This window comes from Bacillus sp. Pc3 (assembly GCF_000815145.1).
Classification (GTDB): domain Bacteria; phylum Bacillota; class Bacilli; order Bacillales; family Bacillaceae; genus Bacillus; species Bacillus velezensis.
The window spans coordinates 1300513-1320266 of sequence record NZ_CP010406.1; the positions used below are offsets into that span (position 1 = coordinate 1300513).

Sequence of the window (19754 nt, forward strand, 5' to 3'; positions counted from 1 at the left end):
TCTTGTTTGGTCGGGAACATGTCCGGGCGAAATTCACAACAGGAGCACAAAAAGCATACAGTACTGTACAACTAAGTTAAAGAGGTGTGAAGAGATGCCATCCACTGTTATCAACCTGTACTATTTGAAGATTAACAGTATTTCTGGCAACGGATCTATTACGATTGGGGAAGCGGCATACAACAGTCCCACCACAAATAACAAATCACAAGGACTGAACTCTTCATTCGGCGATACGTCACCTATAGAATCGATGATGGAGAACTTGTTAAATGATCCTGATGTCAACGACCAGACAGAAATCGGAACCGCAGATACCGCAAATGTTATGCCGGTACCGCCGACTATAGATTAAAGGGGTTTTTATGAATGCCTTACCAAATTAACGTCGTCAATATAAAAGTAAACGGAGCAACGCAAAACGGAAACGTCGATATCGGTCAGACCGTACAAAACAGCCACACCGCCAACAGCAAATTTGTCGGCGCGAACTTTTCTTTAGGGGATTTTTCGCCGGCCGCCGGATGTTTGAATTCGGGCCATCTTGACCCTGACGTGAGCGATCAGGATCAGATCGCCAACCCGTCAATGCCGATCGCAAATCAAATATAGGGAGGTTCTGCCGAAGTGGATATCGAAAAAATGAGAAAGTGGCTTGAGATTACGAACGAGCACAAGCCCAGCGACTTTTGGACCAATGTCCTGAAACGGAAATCTCCCGAAGATTTTTTCTCCTTACAAAAAAACACCCTGACTTATGATATTTATCAGGATGAACAGTACACATTTGTCATTGTGGAAATGCCCGGCGTTTACGAAGAAGAATTGACATTGAGGCTGCTGTCAAGGACACGGCTGCATATAAAAGGCAACATCACACCCCTTTTCCCAAAGAACATGGGAGTTTGCCAGAACCGATATTACGGGGAAATCGATGAGACGATTGAGCTTCCTGAACCGGCTGAGCCCCACCTGTTACAGGCGCAGTGCGTAAACGGCCTGCTCCACATTTCCTGCCCGCGCCTTATGGAGCACATTCCTTTTCAGAAAAACATATAAGGAGCCGGCTTACGGGCGGCCCAGCCGTCTGTACACTTTCTCCTTATAATGAGAAGATGCGGGTTTTGAGAACATGGCTTTCTCCTCCGTCAGTTTGTCGAGTCTGACTTGTTTTTCCGTCCGTTTGTTCCGCAGGTGATCCAGCTCCGTTTCATTGCGGCACTTGGCGATCAAATAATCGAGCGTCATCAGCTCTTTCTTCAGCGCGCCCTCATCCTCGGCGACCCCGGCGTTTTTTAATATGCGGTAGCCCATTCTGAGCGACTCCGGAAGATGTGCGGCATCGTCTTTCGGCAGGGGCTTTCCCATTCCTTTGATGCCGGCGAATTCTCCATCCTTAATGGCGCGCTTGATTTTATCTTCAGCTACGATATGGGCAATATCCATCACTGTTCACCTCTTTTTTCAATAGAACCGGGTATGATTAAACGGAAACACAAAGCCCAGTTTGTGCCATTTATATGTTTTAAAGCTGTCATTCAACAGATCAACCCCCGTTGCGACAGCGTTTTTCGCCCTTTTTCCGATGAGCCTTTTCCACCTTTTCTATTTGCTGGTTTCATGGTATATTGATTACGTTCGTTTTTTCTATCGTTCCGTGTAAACCGTGATCGGAAAAAAGGAGTGTAACAATGAAAACATTTATAAAAGAAAGAGGACTTGCCTTCTTCTTGATAGCGGTCGTGTTATTGTGGGTGAAAACATATGTCGCTTATATTTTAAACTTTAACCTCGGCATAGACAACACGATCCAGAAAATATTGCTTTTTGTGAATCCGCTGAGCTCCAGCTTGTTCTTTCTTGGATTTGGGCTTCTTTTCAAGAAAAAATTACAGCAGACAGCCATTATTGTGATTCATTTTTTATTGTCTTTTTTGCTTTTTGCAAACATCGTCTATTATAGATTCTTTAATGATTTCATTACCATCCCGGTCATGATGCAGGCAAAGACAAACGGCGGCCAGCTCGGAGACAGCGCGTTCTCGTTAATGAGATGGACAGACGCCTTCTACTTCCTGGATACCGTCATTTTGATTATTTTGGCCCTTAAGATGAGAAAACCGGCTGAAAAACCGGCGAAGAAATCATTCAGAATCGTTTTGGCTTCCGCCGTGCTTATGTTCCTGATCAACCTCGCCGTCGCGGAATCCGACCGTCCTGAGCTTTTGACACGCTCATTTGACCGAAACTATCTGGTGAAATACTTGGGCACGTACAACTTTACGATTTACGATGCCGTGCAGAATGTGAAATCAAACAGCCAGCGCGCGCTTGCCGATTCAAGCGATGTAACGGATGTGGAAAACTATATGAAGGCCAACTATGACGTGCCGAATAACGTCTACTTCGGAAAAGCCGAAGGAAAAAACGTCATCTACGTCTCATTAGAGTCTCTGCAATCCTTTATCATTGACTATAAAATTAACGGCAAGGAAGTGACGCCGTTTTTAAATAAGCTGGCGCACGATAATCAAACATTCTACTTTGATAACTTTTTCCACCAAACGGGACAAGGTAAAACATCTGATGCGGAATTTATGATGGAGAACTCTCTGTACCCGCTTTCGCAAGGTTCGGTTTTCGTCAATAAAGCGCAAAACACGCTGCAGTCCGTTCCTGCGATCTTAAAAGGCAAAAAGTACACGTCTGCCGCTTTCCACGGAAATACGCAGACTTTCTGGAACCGTAACGAAATGTACAAAGCGGAAGGCATCGATAAGTTTTTCGATTCCGCTTATTATGACATGAGCGAAGAAAACACGAAAAACTACGGCATGAAAGACAAACCGTATTTCAAAGAATCCATGCCGCTCTTAAAGAGCCTGCCGCAGCCGTTCTATACGAAGTTCATTACGCTGTCCAACCACTTCCCGTTCGGAATGGATAAAGAAGACACGGACTTCCCGGCGGGAGACTTTGGCGATTCAGTCGTTAATAATTACTTCCAGTCCGCGAACTATCTGGATGAATCAATTGAACAGTTCTTTCATGACCTGAAAAAAGACGGCCTGTACGATAAGTCGATTATCGTGATGTACGGAGACCACTACGGCATCTCCGAAAACCATAATAAAGCGATGGCGAAAGTGCTCGGCAAAGATGAGATCACTGAATACGACAATGCCCAGCTTCAGCGGGTGCCGCTCTTTATCCACGCTCCCGGCGTGAAAGGCGGCCGCAATCACAAATTTGCCGGTGAAGTCGATGTCGCGCCGACCGTTCTTCATCTGCTCGGCGTCGATACGAAAGATTATCTCATGTCAGGTTCAGATATCTTATCGAAAGAGCACAGAGAAGTCATTCCGTTCCGTAACGGAGACTTCATCTCACCGAACTATACGAAAGTGTCCGGCAAGTATTACGATACGAAAACCGGAAGACTTTTAGATGATTCAGAAGTCGACAAAAAAGAAGACTCTCTCGTCAAGACTGAGCTTGAAATGTCTGATAAGATCATCAACGGCGATCTGCTTCGTTTCTATCAGCCGAAAGGCTTTAAGAAAGTGGATCCTTCACAATTCGATTATACGAAGCGTGAAGATTCCTCAGCAGATGATCAAAAAGAATAAACAAAAGCCAGATCATATCAATGATCTGGCTTTTTTATGTTCAGCTCCCGGCGGCGGCCATAGAGCGCTTTTGCAGGCTGTCGGAAAGAACTGAATAAGCGACGACTTTCTTTTTCTGCTGTTTGACGACATCTACATGATCTTCGTAGCTGTATACAAACACCGTCACATCTTTTTTTCCTTTTCTCGTCTTAATGACAAGCGGATCGGCTCCGTTTTGCGGATGAAGATAACGCTCTTCATCCCCTGGGTATATATAATGCCGTTCGATAAACACGGCTTCGTTAAAATCATCAATCACCCGGCGTTTGTCTTCGCCTTCCAGACGTTTTCCGCCGAGGGAAACGGCAGCGGACGCGTCACTGAGCTTTGAATGGGTTTCAAACTTGCGGAGGATCCATTCCACCGCTCCGGTAGGAAGGCATGTCAGCACAATCTTAATCAGGCTTATGACAACAATTGAAACAACTGCAATCCATGTCACCTTACATCATCTCCATACTTGTTCTACATGAATCTTAACATAGAAGAAAACATTATTTTTTGTACATTATGTGAAACTTGATATATGTTCAAAAAAATCCGGATCACAAAGGTGATCCGGATTTTTCAAGTCTGCTTCTGATCGTCACGGCGGACGGCCTCTCTCAGCTCTTCCGCGACAAATTCGACGTTCGGCCCGATAATGACCTGCGCTGTTTTATTCCCCGTTTTGATAACCCCTTTTGCTCCCGCTTTTTTAAGCGCCGCCTCATTAATGAGAGACGTATCCTGCACGGTCAGCCTGAGGCGGGTCGCACAGTGATCAATCGTTTCGAGGTTTTGCCTGCCGCCGAGCCCCCTGAGCATAGCATGTTCTTCGACGGAACCGGCCGTATCTTCACTAAGCACTTCTTCCTCTTCCTCATCATCTTCCCGTCCCGGCGTTTTCAAGTTTAACGTTTTGATGAGCATATAGAAGACAACAAAATAGATCACCGCATAACAAAGCCCGACAACGAGCAGCAAAAGCGGTTTTTCGGCAATGCCGTAGCTGAGGAGATAATCGATCGCCCCCGCCGAGAATGAAAAACCGGACCTGATTCCGAGAACATTCACGATAAATAAAGAGAACCCGGTTAATATAGCATGAACCCCGTACAAAAGCGGTGATAAAAACATAAATGCAAATTCAATCGGCTCTGTAATTCCGGTAATAAATGCCGTCAGCGCGAGACCGATCATCATTCCGGCCGTCGCTTTGCGCTTACTTGGCTTAGCCGCGGCAATCATTGCCAGACAAGCGGCCGGAAGCCCGAACATCATAATCGGGAAGAATCCCGTCATATAAGTCCCCGCCGTCGGATCCTTCGCAAAGAAGCGGGCCAGATCTCCCGTTTTTCCGTGAAAATCGCCAAACTGGAACCAAAAAATATTATTCAGCACATGATGAAGACCGAATGGAATCAAAAGCCGGTTAAAAATCCCGTAAATCCCGGCGCCGATCCCGCCAAGCCCGATCATCCATTCCCCGAAGGACGTAATCACCGACTGAATCGGCGGCCACACAAATCCGAAGATACCCGCCAAAATAATGGTAATCAGCGCCGTTACAATCGGAACGAGCCTGCGCCCGCTGAAAAACCCGAGATATTCGGGCAGCTTCGTATCCTTAAAGCGATTATACGTGTATCCCGCAATTAACCCCGCGATAATCCCTCCGAAAACGGCCATATTATTTGTCGAATTGATTGATTTTACAGCCGCGTCCAGCATGATATAAGAAATGGCTCCCGACAGAGCGGCGGCCCCGTTGCTGTCTTTGGAAATCCCGATCGCGATTCCGATCGCGAAAATCAGCGGCAGATGATCAAATACCGCGGTCCCCGCCGCGTAAATGAACGGAATATTTAATAAGTCCTCTCTGCCGATGGCCAAAATAATACCAACGGCGGGCAGAACGGCAATCGGAAGCATAAAAGACTTTCCGAGTTTTTGCAAAAATTGAAGCATTTTACCCATCCCCCTTCTTTTTTCTTAAATATACCACATAAGTTATCTAGTGATCTATACCAATTTTCCTTCATTTATTCACATAAGGCTTGTTGGTTTTCTATTTATAAACCAGTTGTGGTAAGCTTGAATCAGATGATTAAAAATAGAAAGCGGGAATGACAATGATTGTAACGAACGATCAAGAATTAGAAGGCCTTAAAAAAATCGGCAGAATCGTCGCGCTGGCGCGTGAAGAAATGAAGAAAAAAGCCGAGCCCGGCATGAGCACGAAAGATCTTGACCTGATCGGAAAGGCGGTGCTTGACGAGCACGGAGCCGCTTCCGCTCCGGAGAAGGAATACGATTTCCCGGGCGTGACATGCATCAGCGTAAATGACGAAGTCGCTCACGGCATTCCGAGCGCCTCTAAAATCTTAAAAGCCGGAGATCTTGTCAATATCGATATTTCGGCGGAGTTCGGCGGTTTTTATTCCGATACGGGCATTTCATTTGTGCTCGGAGAAGGCGATGAACGTCTGCAAAAGCTTTGTAACTGCGCAGCATCCGCATTTCAGAAAGGATTGGATCAGGCAAAAGCCGGCAAACGTCAAAACCAGATCGGCAGAGCCGTCTACCATGAGGCCCGCTCCAACGGATTTACCGTCATTAAAACGCTGACGGGCCACGGAATCGGCAGAAACCTCCATGAAGCGCCGAACCACATCATGAATTACTACGACCCGTTTGATAACGCGCTGTTTAAAAACGGAACCGTGATCGCGCTTGAGCCGTTTATTTCCACGAAAGCGGAAACGATTGTTGAAGCGGGAGACGGCTGGACGTATAAAACGCCGGATAAAAGCCTTGTCGCCCAAGTGGAACACACCATCGTGATCACAAAAGACAAACCGATTATTTTAACTGCATTGTAATGTTTCATCTCCCTCCCGAACAGGTATACAACAACTAACCCGAAGGAGGGAGACGCATGAAAAAAGATAAAGAAAAAATCAAAATCGAAAACGAAATACACGCCATGCACGGCGTAACGAAACAGCAGATTTTAGAGGATTTCGAGGAATTTAAGGCGTACCTTCATCAGAAAATTTCCGCCGGAAAAAAACTGGGTCTGGATGACAGCAAAATCATTAAAAGCGCCGCCATCCTCGGGGACTATCTCGCCAAACACGAGGAGCCCCGCAATGCGGAAGAAAAACTTTTACAAGAACTGTGGGACATTGCGGATGACAATGAAAAACAGCATTTGGCCCAGCTTCTCGTCAAACTTGCCGGACACTGATACAGTGCCCGGCTTTTTTATGCTCCGTTATAAGAGTTGTGCTACACTGGACATATGTCTGTGAAAGGAGCCATTTTTCAACATGTGGTTTATTATCTTCGGGTTTATTTTCTTTATTGAAAGCATCATTCTTACCGTTTACGGGGTGAAGAAAAAGAAGGGGATGCTGATTTATTTCGGCGTCGTTTTCGGAATCATGACACTCGGAACGGTGCTGTTAAAATTAACCGGCCATTAAGTATGAAAAGACCGCCCTTTACATATATATGTAAGAAAGCTTTACATCTCTGAATCGAAAGGCTCAGTTTTTGCGTTATCCCTTTTCAGCGTCTTTTTATAGATGTTACAATGCCAAAAGTTTGGCAAAAACTGAAGAAACTCTCCCCAGCGGGAGAACGGAGAAAGGAGTTTTCTGACATGCATTATGGCAGTAAAGGCTGGTATGTAGAAGAGTTAAAGAAAAAAGGAATTACCCACTATGAAGGAAGGAAGCTTCAAAGCTTCAAAAAGTACTTCCTTGCCAATCTGCTGGAAACAAAGAAACAAGCATAACGTAAATCAGCCGTGCTGTCAGTGCAGCACGGCTTTTTTTCTATACATTAGTGAGCCTGTCCCTTTTTTTAAGGAAGGACTCCCTCCAGCTTTCTGACAGCGCTTCTTCCCGCAGTATTTCTTCAATCGCTGACAGATTGCCTGAATCACGGTATTTCACTTCGTTCGCATACCAGACGGAAATGCTTTCTTTGCCTCTCGACAGACGCTTGAGAACGGGACGCGGATCGACATATCCTTCTTCAAGCACCCTGAAATAAAAGCCGGTAAATCCCGTCTGCTGTACACGGAGCACCATATCTTTGATGCCATATTTGAGCGCGAGTTTGACGCAGGGCTGGCGCGGCTGGCTTACTTGAACGACGGCTTCCCCCAGCTGAAAGACGTCTCCGATCCACACGTCTTGTTCGGCCAGTCCTTTGACCGTTACATTCTCTCCGAACGCGGCGGCGGGAAGTTTTCTCGCGAGCGTTGTTTCCCAATATGAATAATGCTCGGCGGGATACACGCACACCGCTTTATCGGGACCTCCGTGATGCTTCAGATCAGCCTGCCCGTCCCCGTCAAAATGGGTTTTATACAGCATGACGGGAGAATCTGCGGGCCGCTTGATGATGCCTGAATTGATTTGTCTGCCGGCAAATTCATGAATTGCGGGCTTTCCGAGATTGATAGATAAGACAGAATAGTCTTGCGTCATCTCGTTCACATCCTTTGCGAAATATCCTATCTTTCCTTTATCATAGTAAGAAAAAGGTGGTTTTTCCATGCTTCAGTATCATATGATTGCAGACGGCCGGGTTCAGGGCGTAGGTTTTCGCTACTTCGTCCAGATGGAAGCCGACAGACATAAGATAGCCGGCTGGGTAAAAAACCGTGATGACGGCCGGGTGGAAATCCTTGCCGAAGGCCCTGAAGAGTCGTTAAAACAATTTGCCGAAGCGGTCAGAAAAGGCAGCCCCTTCTCAAATGTCACAAACGTAACCATCGAAGAATCACACCGTCTGAAAGGGTACCGCACCTTTTCCATCAGTTACTGATAAGGCTTGTCCTGATAAAAATAATTCGGCTTCACAATCGTATCGTCATATGATTTATGAAAAATGTGGGTGGAAGCCGGCGAGATCGGCGGAATCAGCCAGGTCCAGTCGCCCGTCAGCTTTCTGCCCGCGTCTTGTTCCTGTTCTTCAAAGCGCTTAAATTGATTCGCGGCCGTATGGTGATCGACAATGCTGACACCGTGTTTTTTGTATGAATAGAGCACTGCCTTATTCAGTTCCACCAGCACCTGATCTTTCCACAGGTCAGTATTCAGGCTGGCGGAAATCCCCATGACCGAAGCGGCTTTTTTGAGCATATCATACCGCTTTTCGTCAGCAAGATTCCTTGCGCCGATTTCGGTTCCCATATACCATCCGTTAAAAGGCGCCGCGTTGTACGACAGTCCGCCGATTTCAAGCCTCATATCGGCGATAATCGGAACCCCGTACCATCTGAGATTTAAATCGGCAAACTCTTCAATATCCGGATGGGTGATCGGCACTTCTTTCACGAGCGTCTGAGGCAGGTCATACCAGACCGGCTGCCCGTCCCCTTTCATCCGGAAAAGCAGCGGCAGAATATCAAAATCGGTCCGCTTCCCGCGCCAGCCGAGTTTTTCGCAAACAGCCGTCAGCTCATATGATGCCGGATCACCGACTCTTCCTTTTTCAGTCTCATATCCCGCATAGCGGATGAGCTGGTGATTCCAGATTTCCACTTGTTTCTCCCCGTTCTTCTCAGGAGGGAAAATCGTAATCGTCGGTTTAATTTTTCCGCCGTTCGTGGCGATTTCAATATGTTCAAATAATGCGTCACGCACCTCTTCTTTCGTGTTCACATTGCGCCGGTCAATGACGTTCAGCGATTGCCAGAACAGACGCCCGATACAGCGGTTGCTGTTGCGCCACGCCATTTTCGCCCCGTGTTCAAGCTCTTCCGCCGTATGGACGTAACTTCCCGTCCGCTCTATCTCATCTTTTATCGCGTGCAGTCGCGCGTTGATTTGCGATTCCATTCCGAGTTCCCGATAGCAGACATCAATAAAATCCTTCGCCTCATCCCAAAGTATTTCCGTATGTTTCAAAAAACTCTCTCCTTCAATTTACATCTGTTTCCCATTGTATCGTTTTTAGGTGTGAACACAATGGTTTTTTTGTATCATACTGGAAACTGCAAAGAAAAAACACCTGTGATTTTCGCAGGTGTTTCACAAAACGGAATGCAGTTTTTCAGCCAGTGTAAGCAAATCCTCACGGTAGTTTTTTCCCGTCATTGGAATTCCGTGACCCGTCAAAAGCGCTTCCGGCTCCAGTTCCGCCAGTTTCTGAACGGATGCGGCCGCCGTCTGCGTATCCGCTGTAAAATAGGCGGGCGGCCCGTGAAGCTCTTGCTTTTGAATGACAACGTCCGCAAGCGATTCCTGTTCAACAGTGATCAAGGCATCACCGGCAAGCAGCACGCGGTCTTTATCCCGGAATAATGAAATATGGCCGGGTGTGTGGCCGGGCGTATGCACCCATCTCCATTCCTCAAGAAACGGAACGGTACCGTCTGAAGGCAGTGCCTGAACGGACGGAATGCGGATCGTATGGCGCGGAAACAGCGGTGACAGCTTTGCGACAAGCCCTTTTTTCGCATCGGGCCTGGCAGGCGGATAATCCGCTTTCCCCGTGACGTACGGGAGCTCCTTTTCATGAATGTAAACCGGCACATCCCAAAGCTCAAGCAGTTCTTCAATCGCACCGACATGATCAAAATGACCGTGTGTCAAAATGACCGCCTTCAGCTCATACCCCTCTTTGAATCGGCGTTTCATTTCTTCTGTTATCATCTCCGCCGATTGAGGCATTCCCGCGTCAACCAGAATGATTTCCCGCGGAGCTGAGGGACTTTCGATAAAGTAAACATTCGCAATCTGCACGGTCAGTCCGTAAACGCCATCCGCCGCTTTAAAACCGGCGCCGCTTCTCACTGAAAAAAGCGGCATAAACGGATCACTCATCATGGCACCTCCTCTGATGCCTTTAGTGTGCGACGAACCGGGTGTTTTATGTTAAAAAATCGTGATTGCGCCGATGATGAGCGCAAAGGCCGTCATGACGATAACGGCAAGAACCGCCCATTTCATCGCAAATTTCTGGTGTTCATCAATGGTGACCCCGGCAAGCCCGACTAATAAATGCGTCGACGGCACGAGCGGGCTTAACATATGAATCGGCTGGCCGATAATCGAAGCGCGGGCGATTTCCACCTTATCTACACCGTACGCCACGGCGGTCTCAGATAAAATGGGCAGCACGCCGTAAAAATAGGCGTCATTAGGCATCAGAAACGTAAAGATACCGCTCGTTAAGGCAACAATCGCCGGAATAAAACCTCCCATCTGTTCCGGAATAAGCGATACGAGGGAAATGGCCATTTCATCAACCATCTTCGTCCCCGTTAAAATTCCGGTAAACACGCCTGCGGCAAAAATCATCGAACCGATCGCAAGCACATTGCTCGAATGGGCTGAAATGCGCTCCCTTTGATCGTTAAGTTTCGGATAGTTGACAATCAGCGCGATACAAAACGCAATGATGAACAGCACGGTTAAATTCACTTTTCCTGACACTAAAAATCCCACTAAAGAAAGCGTCAACAGTAAATTGAACCACCACAGTTTCGGCCGCTTCCATTCATCTTCCGCAGCCGCAGCCGTTTCATTTGTATGGGACGGCTGTTTTAATTCGATCACCCCGAGCCGTTTCCTTTCCATCCTTCCGAGTACATAAGCGACCACAATCATACACACCATTCCGCTCGCGATGACGGGCATCATCGGCCCCGTCAGCTCTGCCGGGTCAACGCCGAGCGCACTCGCCGCACGCGGCGTCGCGCCGCCCCATGGTATCGTGTTCATGATACCCATGCCGACCCCGGCGATTCCCGCTAAAATAATCGGACGGATTCCGAGCATGATATACAAAGGCAGCATTGCGCTTGTCGTAATCATATACGTCGTCGAGCCGTCTCCGTCCAGTGCGACAAGCATGGTCAAAACGGCTGTTCCGACTACAATTTTGAGCGGGTCGCCTTTAACCAGCTTTAAAATACGCGACACCATCGGATCAAATAAACCGGTATCAATCATAATGCCGAAATAAAGAATCGCAAATATAATCATCACTGCGATCGGCGCCACCTGTTCAATGCCGGAGATCATCATCTCGCCGACCCGGTTAAAAGAAAACCCGGCAATCAGCGCAAACACGATCGGCGTTAATACGAGCGCCGTTAACACTGAAAGCCGTTTTGTCATAATCAGCACCATAAAAACAAGCATCATAAGAAAGCCTAAGATTGCTAACACAGTATGTCCCCCTTATTATGAATACGCTTACATTTTAAAGGCCCGATCCCCTTTATCCGCCTTTTTGCTATCTTATGAGAATTGGATATTGAAGTAAATATTTTGGATTTTAAAGATTTTTAATTTTTTATAACCTTTTCGTTCATTTTGTTCATTTATAAATCAAAAGCCTTCCGCAAATATGCGGAAGGCTTATTTTTCGCTGCTCATCATCTCTTTATAGAACTCGGTCTGCTCTTCTAAAAAGCGTTTTGCGCCGCTGCTGTTTTTATAAAAGCTCTCCCAATCCCGTTTTTTCAACATTTGCTTCCACTCCGCAGATGAGGTAATCTGTTTCAAAGCCTGATCCCAATAGGCGATCTCGCCTTCGGTCATGTCTTTCGGCCCCATGATGCCTCTCCAGTGCGCAAAGACAAACGGCACCCCCTGCTCTTTCCATGTCGGCACATCGCTGAAGCCGGAGAGCCTTTTGTCAGACGTAACGGCCGCCAATGTGATTTTCCCTTTCCGATAGACGTCTCTCGCTTCTGAAATGGTCATTGAGGCGGCGTCTATCTCGTGACTGATAAGAGCTTCAATGACTTCATTGCTGCTTCCGTATTGAAAAAAGCGGATATCAAATGGAGAAATTCCGGCCATTTCCGCCGCTCTCGCAAAGGAGAGCTGGTCATCATTTCCGAGGCCGGGCGCAAATCCGATTTTTATGCCGCCCGGATGTGCTTTAATATCGCCGAGCAGCCGCCTTCCGCTTTTTATCTTTGAATCCTTCGGAAGAGCGACGATCTGCCACTCTTTTGCGATAATGGCCAAAGGCGTAAAATCAGCTGCCTTCAGCCGGCTTTGTCCCAAAATTTCATTGCTTAACAGCAGACTTGAATTCATACTGATGACATCCGTTTTTCGTTCGTTTACATATTTCCAGCCGCTGTCTCCGCCTCCGCCGGGTTTATAGACGATCTTAACAGGCCGGCCTAATATTTGCTTCCGCTCTATTACCGATTGCAAAGCTTTTGCCGTTACGTCCCAGCCCCCTTGAGGCGCTGCCGGAACGACAATTTCAACCGGCCCTTCAGCTGAACGGATGCCCGCCATCTGCCGTCCGTCAAAAGAAACCAGCGCCGCCAGCATGACAAGAAGCACTCCCAACCGCTTCATTTCTCCCATCCCTTATTCATGTGCTAAATAATATTTCCGTTCCGGCCTGCCGATAATGCCGTACTCTAATTCAGCGAGAGCTTCTTCCCGAGAAACGAGAAACTCGGCGTAGCGCCGCGCCGTTGTTCTGGAGGCGCCCATTTTTTCGCCCAGTTCTTCAGCCGTCATCCCTTTTTGGGACGCCCTGAGCGCGTTTTTGATTTTTTGAAGCGTAATCGAATTAATGCCTGTCGGCAGATCATTGTGCTGTTTTTGTTCTTTCTGACCGCTTCCGAAAAACATGTCGATCACGGACTGGCTCAGCTCCGGCTGTGAGTGCAGCCATTCTCTTTTTTCACGGTACTGCAAAAGCACTTCTGTAAATTTATGTGCCGACACCGGTTTTATGACATAGTAGGAAACGCCTGATCTGAGCGCTTCCTGCAGCAGCCTTGTTTCGGCAGAAGCCGTAATAATGATGATATCAACGGAAGGAAAACGGCCGCGGATAAGCGGGAGCAGATCTGTCCCCAGCTCATCCGGCATATAAATATCCAAAAGCAGCAGATCAGGCTGCCGTTTCTCAAGCAGCGATATGGTGTCTTTGGCATTGATTGCTTTGCCGATGACATTGAATCCATCAAGATGTTCGATAAATTTTTCGTGAATTTGCGCTATTCGAAAGTCGTCCTCTGCAATCGCGATGTTAATCACACCGATTCCCCCTTTGGCCTTTCTTTCGGTATAAACACCGTAAATACAGCACCGCCGCTCTTTTGCTGCGAAATCTCTATCGATCCCTGCAATTCACTGACGGCTTCTTTCAGATTGGCTAAGCCGTATCCTCTCCTTGTCCCCTTTGAAGAGTAGCCCTTTTCAAATATCGTTTCTGTTTTTTCCTGAGGCACGCCGTCTCCTGAGTCCGCCACTTCGATGACGATATCCCTGCCGATATCGGTCATGAAAAAGGATACCTCTTTTTTCTCTTTTTCGGCGACGGCTTCGAAAGCGTTATCAATAAGATTTCCGATGATCGTAATGAGCTGGGATGAACCCACATGCTCCGGCAGCGATTCTAAAAAGCTGTTTTCATCTATTGAAAGCTTCACTTTCTTCTCAGACGCCTTTCCCATTTTTCCTAATAGTATGGCCTGAACCCGCTGTGAATGAATGTTTTGAAAGAGGATTTCATGCTGTTCATTCTGGATGGCGTACTCTTCTTTTATCAGTTCAATGGCTTCATTATATTCTCCCAGCTCTAACAGACCGAGTATCGCGTAAAGCTTATTCGAGAATTCATGCGTTTGCGCCCGGAGATCCTCCGAGTATTTTTTCATTTCAGTCAGCTTGTTGATCAGTTTCTTGAGCTCCGTTTTTTCGCGGAAGCTGATCACCGCTCCGTATACTTGTCCGGTCTGCTTCATTTCTTTCACGTTTAAGATAAATACTTTATCTCCGGCACGCACCTCCACGTTCGGCGGTAATTCTCCCCCTGCCAACACCGGCATGAGCTTTGCGCCCGGCATGATTTCTTTTATATGCCTTCCGATCATCGGTTCCGGAAGATTCAGCATATCAGCCGCAGATAAATTCATCATGGTTACCGCGCCTTCTTTGTTTACGGCGATAATCCCTTCTTTCATCGCAAGGAGCATCGCATTGCGTTCCCTGTACAGCGCTGCAATTTCATGCGGTTCAAGGCCGAGTGTATCTTTACGGATGCTTTTTGCGAGCGCCGCCGCTCCCCCGATGCCGATAAGAAACACCAAACATGCAAAATAGCCTAAATGCCGCAGATGCGCTTTCATATCTTTTTCTATCTCATCTTGTAGAAATTCGACTGTCACCGTTCCGACGACTTCGTTATGATTTTTTTCCTCCAAAATAACCGGGGCGCTTCCCCGGACGGCCTTCATTCCGTCGGAAACCGGAGACCCGCCGAACATGACGGTTTTGTTTTGCAGATTTTGATTTTCTTTCGGAATACTGCTTCGGGCCGAATGAAATGCAACATGCCCTTTTTGATCAGTGATGTAGACGGCGTGCACGCCTGCCTGTTCTTTCATTTGTTCAATGACATCTAACTTTGTAAAAGCCTCTTGATCCGCAAGCCGGAACGCCTCTTTTACGGGAGGCATATATGAAATGGTTTTTGCCGTTTGCACCGCCAGCTGTTCAGCCTGCTTCTGCCCTTCCTTTAATTGCTGAAAGGCAAATATAACCGTGAGCGTTCCGATGACAAGTATTAATAAAGCCGTAATTAATCCGGCGATTTTCATTTGCAGAGAGACATAAAACCGCTTCGCTTCCAACACAGCACCAGCCGTCCTTTCCTCCTAAAATCATACCATTTTTTAAATCTTTATTTCTCATTTTTGAGAATTTTCGTGATCTTTTTCTCTTGCGGCTTACCAAAAAGGTGATGATAGGTATATATTTACTTTTACACAATTGATATAACACATAAAAAAGACTGACCGAAGTCAGTCTGCAATCTATCAGGAAATTGTAACTCCCGCGCTTGCATATCCCGCCACTGTATTAATAAGCGAAAGGCCTGTAGCAGTGGCGGAGAATACCATTAACAGCCGGGTTTGAGGAGTTACCGCAATGTTCAGTCCTGTCGTGATTCCGTTGCTGATGCTGCCGATTGACAATACGCCGGTGAGGGGAGGAGCTAAAGTGACGGATGCTCCGGGGATCGGCGTGAACGTATTGTTCGGCACAGTAGAACTGTATAGTTGTGCGGTTATCGTAACAGTCGAGCCGACAAGCGACAATGCTGCGGTTGTACTGAAATAGGCGGCAATTGATGTAATGGTTCCGCTTCTCGGAGCAGAAAAAGCAAAGTTCAGCAGAGTTCCTCCAGCCCCGGTAAGATCAATTGCGCCTCCCCCTCCGACATTGACGCCCGTCACAGAATTGCCGAACCCGACAAGGCTCACCGTTCCGATTAATCCGCCGGCAATGGTCGTCACGGCAGTGGGAAGACCTGAAGCATAAGGAATGATCGCGCCTGCTCCGGTGATCCCAGTGGCTCCGGTTATCCCAGTTGCGCCTGTTACTCCGGTTATCCCCGTTGACCCAGTCACTCCCGTTACACCGGTTGTGCCGGTTGAGCCTGTCGATCCCGTTGCTCCTGTTACACCAGTTGAGCCCGTTACACCAGTTAGACCCGTTACTCCGGTTGAGCCGGTTGCTCCAATCGCCCCTGTTACTCCAGTTGAGCCCGTGGTTCCGGTTGCTCCAGTCGCTCCTGTTATCCCCGTTGCACCAGTCACTCCAGTTGCTCCGGTTTCTCCCGTTGAACCAGTTCGGCCTGTTGTACCTGTCGCTCCGGTTGCGCCGGTTGAACCGGTTACACCCGTTGCTCCAGTTACTCCTGTTGAGCCAGTCGCGCCTGTTTCTCCTGTCGATCCCGTTGCGCCGGTAATCCCAGTTGAGCCTGACGATCCAGTTGGACCGATCTCTCCCGTTGGACCCGTTACTCCGGTTGGGCCGATCTCTCCCGTTGGACCGGTCGAGCCGGTTACTCCCGTTATTCCCGTTGCGCCTGTCGCCCCGGATGCACCCGTTGCTCCGATGGGGCCGGTTGCTCCCGTTGCTCCCGTTGAGCCTGTCGGTCCGGTTGAACCAATTGCTCCTGTCGATCCTGTTGCACCAGTCACTCCGGTTGAGCCCGTTATTCCGGTTACTCCGGTTGCACCGGTTGAGCCTGTTACTCCAGTCACTCCGGTCGAGCCCGTGGTTCCGGTTGCTCCTGTTACACCAGTCGAGCCGGTAGCTCCAGTTACTCCTGTCGGACCAGTTACTCCGTTTGGGCCGGTTACACCCGTCGCTCCTCTTACTCCCGTTGCACCAGTTGCTCCCGTTGCACCAGTTACTCCGGTCGCTCCTCTTGCTCCGGTTACTCCTGTGGGACCCGTCACTCCTGTGGGACCTGTAATTCCTGTTACGCCAGGTTCACCCCCGGTTTGCGCCAATGAAACGTCATCTATTAAAACCGTTCCGGAAGAAACTTTACTTAATACAATGACGGCAGAGGCCGCGCCAGAAGGCACACTGCTTGTTTTATAGATTTCAGACCATGTGTGAAAGAGCACGTTCGGCAAATTTCCGGGTGTGATATTTTCTTGAATGGAACTGATTTGTTCACCTGCTGCGCTGACATAGATGATCTGGAGAGTGACTTGGGGACTTGGCTCATTTCCGAGCGTTGCGAGTGATACGAATAGAGTCACTGACTTGGCTGAAATGGGAACGATTTGACTGAGGTAAGCATATGGCTGAGCTCCAATAAATTGCGCAGAATATCTCCCTGAATGTGCAAACAAACTGTTAATCTGGGTATTTGCCGAACTCCACCCCGCTAATGTGCCGGTTTCAAAGCTTCCGTTTATAATCGGATTATTCATTCAATCTTTTTCCCTCTCCTTCCCGTTGTTGACCGTCTTACTTATTAAGACAGCATATTAATACGGGCTGTGTTTTGACAACCTAAATAAAAAAGGTGATTTCTTTTCATCACCTTAATCCGATCCTTGAATGGGGAATCCCGTCGCAATGAGGGAGCGGTTTGCCGCTGCGACTTGTGTTACGTAGTTCGAAGAAAGGACGGATAAATAGAGCTGATACGCGGCTGTTTCATCCGCCATCATTCCGTCGATGTACGTAAAAGGAATTCCTATGATTTGCCCGCCTGAAGAAAAGAGGTTCCTCTCTTGTCTCTGTGTTTGTATCGATACGCCATTTCTTTGCAGCTCGACAGCTAAGACCAATGAGAAATGAGACGCGAGCGGATCTAATTCCACATTTACTTGTATGACGGCATCCGTTTTCACCAATTGATCTGTCGGCGCAGCTATCACTGCGCTTAACACGTTTATCGGTGTTCCTTCTAACGGAATCGTCATTAGTTCTGCTGTATTTTGAAAAGCTACCGCAGGAACCGCTCCCGGCGGCCCCTCAGGCCCCGGGGGACCGGGCGGACCCGCCTCCCCTTGCGGACCGCGGGAGCCGGCGGGTCCTCTTTTGCCTTCGGGACCTCGCAGCCCGGGTACGCACAAGGCAGATCGATCTTCATCTGAAGACGGAAACCGTTTTTCCGTCCCTGTTTCCGGACTTTCATGTTCACATGGTAATTGTTCATACCGGCGTTTCATATGTCTGCTCATATATTTGTAAGGTTTCTGTTTCAATATCATGTATTGATTACGGCCGCTGCTCATATTATCACCCCGGCAATATTCTATTCGCACTGAAGTCATCATGTGCAGGCCCTTCCCATTCCTTACAGAAATAAAAAAAGGCAGACCTGAGTCTGCCTTTTTTCTTCTACCATAACCCTAATACTTTCCACCATAATCCGCCGATCACAAGCCATGTCACAATATGGACGATTGACAGGATAAAGCCGATGGACCACCATTTGCTTTGCGATATATAACCCGCTCCGAAAAAGACCGGAGCCGCTCCTGATCCGTAATGCGTCGTCGAACCGAAAAGGTTGCTGAAAAACGCCAGGCTGAGCGCCGCCAACAGCGGCGGAGCGCCTGCCGCCACGATGACGGCGAGAAATGCCGCATACATGGCGCTGATATGCGCGGTTGCGCTCGCAAAGAAGTAATGCGTGTAATAATACACGACAATCAGAATCATAAATGCCACAATCCATGAAAAACCGGAAACAGATGATTTCATCATATCGCTGAACCAAGACACCATGCCGAGCTCATTCAGGAAATTCGCCAGCATCACAAGCGCCGCGAACCAAGTCAGCGTATCCCATGCACCTTGTTCCTTTTTGATGTCCTCCCATGTTAATACCTGTGACAAAAGCAAAACGGATAATCCGATCAGGGCCGTCGTCGTTGCGTCGATATTTAAGCTTCCTCCGAAAATCCACAGCGCAAGCACCAATAAAAAGACGATGACCATGGAGAGTTCGGATTTTTTAAACGGACCCATTTCTTTCAATTTTTCCGTTGCGATTTTAGCCGCGTCCGGTGTTTCTTTAATTTCCGGCGGATACAGCTTATAAATGACGAGCGGCGTAATGATTAAGCTCGCCAATCCCGGTACAATGGCCGCGATTGCCCAGCTTGTCCATGTGATGTCCACCCCTGCGACATCGTGGGCCAGCTTGGCGATCAGCGGGTTCGCCGCCATTGCCGTCAAAAACATCGCAGACGTAATCAAGTTTCCTTGAAAACCGGTTTTTAATAAGAAAGCGCCGATTTTCCGCTCTGTTCCGTCTGCCGGCGTTGATCCGAAAGTTTCGGATAATGATCTGATAATAGGAAAAATAATGCCGCCCGCCCGTGCCGTGTTGCTCGGAATGGCAGGTGATAAAATTAAATCACTGAAAAGCAGTGAATAAGAAAGGCCGAGTGTTTTCTTCCCGAACCGTTGTACGAATACGTAAGAAATCCTGGCGCCGAGCCCGGTTTTGATAAATCCCCGGGAAATAAAAAAGGCGATGACAATCAGCCAGATTGTCTTGTTTCCAAATCCGCTTAACGTATTTTCAATAGATAGCGTTCCCGTTAACGCGGTGACTGCCAATGCAAAAATTGCAATTGCGCCCATTGGCAAGGGCTTGGAGATAAAGCCGATAATTGTTGCGACAAAAATAGCGAACAAATGCCATGCTTTAGGTTCAAGTCCGGACGGCGCGGGAATAAACCAAATGATTAATCCCACAGCAACAGTAATAAGCAAAGGAATGATTTTTACTGCCTGCTGTTTTTTTGCGTCTTTTTCTGAAGCCATT

Annotated in this window: 22 protein-coding genes; 9 read left to right on the plus strand and 13 right to left on the minus strand. The window is 47.9% G+C overall.

The features are described 5' to 3' along the window. Window positions 1–94 precede the first annotated feature (94 nt). From SB24_RS05925 to SB24_RS05935, 3 genes are read left to right on the plus strand one after another with little or no spacing between them, the layout of a single operon-like run. The gene (locus tag SB24_RS05925) at window positions 95–355 is read left to right on the plus strand and encodes a spore germination protein (protein ID WP_014417185.1); all 261 of its coding nucleotides are present in this window, start codon (window positions 95–97) and stop codon (window positions 353–355) included. A gap of 14 nt (window positions 356–369) precedes the next feature. After that, the gene (locus tag SB24_RS05930) at window positions 370–612 is read left to right on the plus strand and encodes a spore germination protein (RefSeq protein ID WP_003155595.1); all 243 of its coding nucleotides are present in this window, start codon (window positions 370–372) and stop codon (window positions 610–612) included. A gap of 15 nt (window positions 613–627) precedes the next feature. After that, the gene (locus SB24_RS05935; protein ID WP_038457280.1) at window positions 628–1059 is read left to right on the plus strand and encodes an Hsp20/alpha crystallin family protein; all 432 of its coding nucleotides are present in this window, start codon (window positions 628–630) and stop codon (window positions 1057–1059) included. A 9-nt stretch (window positions 1060–1068) separates the two neighbouring features. Here the strand turns inward: SB24_RS05935 and SB24_RS05940 are convergent, their stop codons facing one another. Next, on the minus strand, window positions 1069–1446 hold the full coding sequence (locus SB24_RS05940; RefSeq protein WP_039062771.1) for a DnaJ family domain-containing protein: 378 nt from the start codon (window positions 1444–1446) through the stop codon (window positions 1069–1071). Window positions 1447–1691: 245 nt separating this feature from the next. Between SB24_RS05940 and SB24_RS05945 the strand changes: the two genes are divergently transcribed. Continuing rightward, window positions 1692–3629: a lipoteichoic acid synthase gene (locus tag SB24_RS05945; RefSeq protein ID WP_007610031.1), complete on the plus strand. Its 1938-nt coding sequence runs from the start codon at window positions 1692–1694 to the stop codon at window positions 3627–3629. A 40-nt stretch (window positions 3630–3669) separates the two neighbouring features. Here SB24_RS05945 and SB24_RS05950 read toward each other — a convergent pair whose 3' ends face one another. Together SB24_RS05950 and nagE are read right to left on the minus strand one after the other, a co-directional pair. After that, window positions 3670–4113, minus strand: a complete 444-nt coding sequence (locus SB24_RS05950; protein ID WP_007408492.1) for a YfmQ family protein — start codon at window positions 4111–4113, stop codon at window positions 3670–3672. A gap of 125 nt (window positions 4114–4238) precedes the next feature. Then, window positions 4239–5621, minus strand: coding sequence for an N-acetylglucosamine-specific PTS transporter subunit IIBC (gene nagE, locus SB24_RS05955; protein ID WP_015417023.1), 1383 nt, complete (start codon window positions 5619–5621; stop codon window positions 4239–4241). A gap of 164 nt (window positions 5622–5785) precedes the next feature. Between nagE and map the strand changes: the two genes are divergently transcribed. The 4 genes from map to SB24_RS19460 all read left to right on the plus strand — a co-directional run bounded on the left by map (window position 5786) and on the right by SB24_RS19460 (window position 7455). Continuing rightward, window positions 5786–6535: a type I methionyl aminopeptidase gene (gene map / locus SB24_RS05960; protein WP_003155605.1), complete on the plus strand. Its 750-nt coding sequence runs from the start codon at window positions 5786–5788 to the stop codon at window positions 6533–6535. Window positions 6536–6591: 56 nt separating this feature from the next. After that, the gene (locus tag SB24_RS05965) at window positions 6592–6903 is read left to right on the plus strand and encodes a DUF3243 domain-containing protein (RefSeq protein ID WP_003155607.1); all 312 of its coding nucleotides are present in this window, start codon (window positions 6592–6594) and stop codon (window positions 6901–6903) included. Window positions 6904–6985: 82 nt separating this feature from the next. Further along, window positions 6986–7141 (plus strand): hypothetical protein, encoded by a 156-nt coding sequence (locus tag SB24_RS19940; protein ID WP_003155608.1) that lies wholly within the window; start codon window positions 6986–6988, stop codon window positions 7139–7141. Window positions 7142–7320: 179 nt separating this feature from the next. Continuing rightward, complete coding sequence (locus SB24_RS19460; protein WP_003155609.1) at window positions 7321–7455, plus strand: YflJ family protein; 135 nt, start codon at window positions 7321–7323, stop codon at window positions 7453–7455. Between the two features lie 40 nt (window positions 7456–7495). Here the strand turns inward: SB24_RS19460 and SB24_RS05970 are convergent, their stop codons facing one another. Then, the gene (locus tag SB24_RS05970; protein WP_015239385.1) at window positions 7496–8155 is read right to left on the minus strand and encodes an MOSC domain-containing protein; all 660 of its coding nucleotides are present in this window, start codon (window positions 8153–8155) and stop codon (window positions 7496–7498) included. A gap of 67 nt (window positions 8156–8222) precedes the next feature. Between SB24_RS05970 and SB24_RS05975 the strand changes: the two genes are divergently transcribed. Continuing rightward, on the plus strand, window positions 8223–8495 hold the full coding sequence (locus SB24_RS05975) for an acylphosphatase (RefSeq protein ID WP_003155611.1): 273 nt from the start codon (window positions 8223–8225) through the stop codon (window positions 8493–8495). On the opposite strand, the gene nosA is transcribed toward SB24_RS05975, so the two are convergent. The 9 genes from nosA to SB24_RS06020 all read right to left on the minus strand — a co-directional run bounded on the left by nosA (window position 8489) and on the right by SB24_RS06020 (window position 19753). After that, a complete protein-coding gene (nosA, locus tag SB24_RS05980) occupies window positions 8489–9580 on the minus strand; it encodes a nitric oxide synthase (protein WP_015417020.1) in 1092 nt (363 codons plus the stop codon). The genes SB24_RS05975 and nosA overlap by 7 nt on opposite strands. Window positions 9581–9703: 123 nt before the next feature. Beyond that, on the minus strand, window positions 9704–10498 hold the full coding sequence (locus SB24_RS05985; RefSeq protein WP_033574973.1) for an MBL fold metallo-hydrolase: 795 nt from the start codon (window positions 10496–10498) through the stop codon (window positions 9704–9706). A gap of 51 nt (window positions 10499–10549) precedes the next feature. Beyond that, window positions 10550–11848, minus strand: coding sequence for an Mg(2+)/citrate complex secondary transporter CitM (locus SB24_RS05990; RefSeq protein ID WP_015417018.1), 1299 nt, complete (start codon window positions 11846–11848; stop codon window positions 10550–10552). 192 nt (window positions 11849–12040) lie between these two features. Beyond that, on the minus strand, window positions 12041–13003 hold the full coding sequence (locus SB24_RS05995; RefSeq protein ID WP_033574972.1) for a tripartite tricarboxylate transporter substrate binding protein: 963 nt from the start codon (window positions 13001–13003) through the stop codon (window positions 12041–12043). A 12-nt stretch (window positions 13004–13015) separates the two neighbouring features. Continuing rightward, window positions 13016–13696 carry a response regulator gene (locus SB24_RS06000; protein ID WP_015417016.1) on the minus strand — a complete coding sequence of 227 codons (681 nt, stop codon included), beginning with the start codon at window positions 13694–13696 and terminating at the stop codon, window positions 13016–13018. Then, complete coding sequence (locus SB24_RS06005) at window positions 13693–15297, minus strand: sensor histidine kinase (RefSeq protein WP_033574971.1); 1605 nt, start codon at window positions 15295–15297, stop codon at window positions 13693–13695. Before SB24_RS06005 ends, SB24_RS06000 begins: the two co-directional genes overlap by 4 nt. 183 nt (window positions 15298–15480) lie before the next feature. Beyond that, window positions 15481–17397, minus strand: coding sequence for an NTTRR-F1 domain (locus SB24_RS06010; protein WP_033574970.1), 1917 nt, complete (start codon window positions 17395–17397; stop codon window positions 15481–15483). Between the two features lie 114 nt (window positions 17398–17511). Continuing rightward, complete coding sequence (locus SB24_RS06015; RefSeq protein WP_031379289.1) at window positions 17512–18210, minus strand: hypothetical protein; 699 nt, start codon at window positions 18208–18210, stop codon at window positions 17512–17514. Window positions 18211–18316: 106 nt separating this feature from the next. Next, window positions 18317–19753, minus strand: coding sequence for an anion permease (locus tag SB24_RS06020; RefSeq protein WP_015417012.1), 1437 nt, complete (start codon window positions 19751–19753; stop codon window positions 18317–18319). Window position 19754: the final 1 nt, after the last annotated feature.

What these genes read in the sequence shown, in the direction of transcription:
- SB24_RS05925 (WP_014417185.1), top strand. Translation starts at nt 95, where the DNA reads ATGCCATCCACTGTTATCAACCTGTACTATTTGAAGATTAACAGTATT.
- SB24_RS05930 (WP_003155595.1), top strand. Translation starts at nt 370, where the DNA reads ATGCCTTACCAAATTAACGTCGTCAATATAAAAGTAAACGGAGCAACG.
- SB24_RS05940 (WP_039062771.1), bottom strand. Translation starts at nt 1,446, where the DNA reads ATGGATATTGCCCATATCGTAGCTGAAGATAAAATCAAGCGCGCCATT.
- SB24_RS05945 (WP_007610031.1), top strand. Translation starts at nt 1,692, where the DNA reads ATGAAAACATTTATAAAAGAAAGAGGACTTGCCTTCTTCTTGATAGCG.
- nagE (WP_015417023.1), bottom strand. Translation starts at nt 5,621, where the DNA reads ATGCTTCAATTTTTGCAAAAACTCGGAAAGTCTTTTATGCTTCCGATT.
- map (WP_003155605.1), top strand. Translation starts at nt 5,786, where the DNA reads ATGATTGTAACGAACGATCAAGAATTAGAAGGCCTTAAAAAAATCGGC.
- SB24_RS05965 (WP_003155607.1), top strand. Translation starts at nt 6,592, where the DNA reads ATGAAAAAAGATAAAGAAAAAATCAAAATCGAAAACGAAATACACGCC.
- SB24_RS19940 (WP_003155608.1), top strand. Translation starts at nt 6,986, where the DNA reads ATGTGGTTTATTATCTTCGGGTTTATTTTCTTTATTGAAAGCATCATT.
- SB24_RS19460 (WP_003155609.1), top strand. Translation starts at nt 7,321, where the DNA reads ATGCATTATGGCAGTAAAGGCTGGTATGTAGAAGAGTTAAAGAAAAAA.
- SB24_RS05970 (WP_015239385.1), bottom strand. Translation starts at nt 8,155, where the DNA reads ATGACGCAAGACTATTCTGTCTTATCTATCAATCTCGGAAAGCCCGCA.
- SB24_RS05975 (WP_003155611.1), top strand. Translation starts at nt 8,223, where the DNA reads ATGCTTCAGTATCATATGATTGCAGACGGCCGGGTTCAGGGCGTAGGT.
- SB24_RS05985 (WP_033574973.1), bottom strand. Translation starts at nt 10,498, where the DNA reads ATGAGTGATCCGTTTATGCCGCTTTTTTCAGTGAGAAGCGGCGCCGGT.
- SB24_RS05995 (WP_033574972.1), bottom strand. Translation starts at nt 13,003, where the DNA reads ATGAAGCGGTTGGGAGTGCTTCTTGTCATGCTGGCGGCGCTGGTTTCT.
- SB24_RS06010 (WP_033574970.1), bottom strand. Translation starts at nt 17,397, where the DNA reads ATGAATAATCCGATTATAAACGGAAGCTTTGAAACCGGCACATTAGCG.
- SB24_RS06015 (WP_031379289.1), bottom strand. Translation starts at nt 18,210, where the DNA reads ATGAGCAGCGGCCGTAATCAATACATGATATTGAAACAGAAACCTTAC.
- SB24_RS06020 (WP_015417012.1), bottom strand. Translation starts at nt 19,753, where the DNA reads ATGGCTTCAGAAAAAGACGCAAAAAAACAGCAGGCAGTAAAAATCATT.